General features: G+C 66.0%; 1 pseudogene. It reads left to right on the top strand.

The features are described 5' to 3' along the window. Window positions 1–385: pseudogene (locus LPA54_RS41805) on the top strand (amino acid transporter); the annotation flags it as partial.

Below are 385 nucleotides of genomic sequence, written 5' to 3'. Positions count from 1 at the left end.
ATCCTCGTCTCGGTCGTGTTCGGCTTCGTCGCCGTCTTCTTCAACTACAAGTTCCCCGACTCCGTCTTCCTCTTCCTGGTCAACTCCTCCGGCGCGGTCGCGCTGTTCGTGTGGCTGGTGATCTGCTTCTCTCAGTTGCGGATGCGGAAGATCATCCAGGCGGAGGCGCCGGAGAAGCTGGTCGTGCGGATGTGGCTGTACCCGTACCTGACCTGGCTGAGCATCGCCTTCATCGTCTTCGTGCTGCTCTACATGCTCACCGACACCGAGCACGACGGCCGGTCCACGGTGCTGCTGACGATGCTGGTCGCGGCCGTGGTGCTGGCGATCGCCCTGGTCCGGCACCGGCTGGCCGGCCGGAGGGCGGCCGCCACCGCCCCGGAGC

Origin of the sequence: Streptomyces sp. DH12 (assembly GCF_020873895.1) — a bacterium.
In the GTDB taxonomy this organism is placed as follows: Bacteria; Actinomycetota; Actinomycetes; order Streptomycetales; family Streptomycetaceae; genus Streptomyces.
The sequence above is the reverse complement of the archived record's forward strand: the minus strand, read 5'-3'. Positions and strand labels throughout refer to the sequence as shown.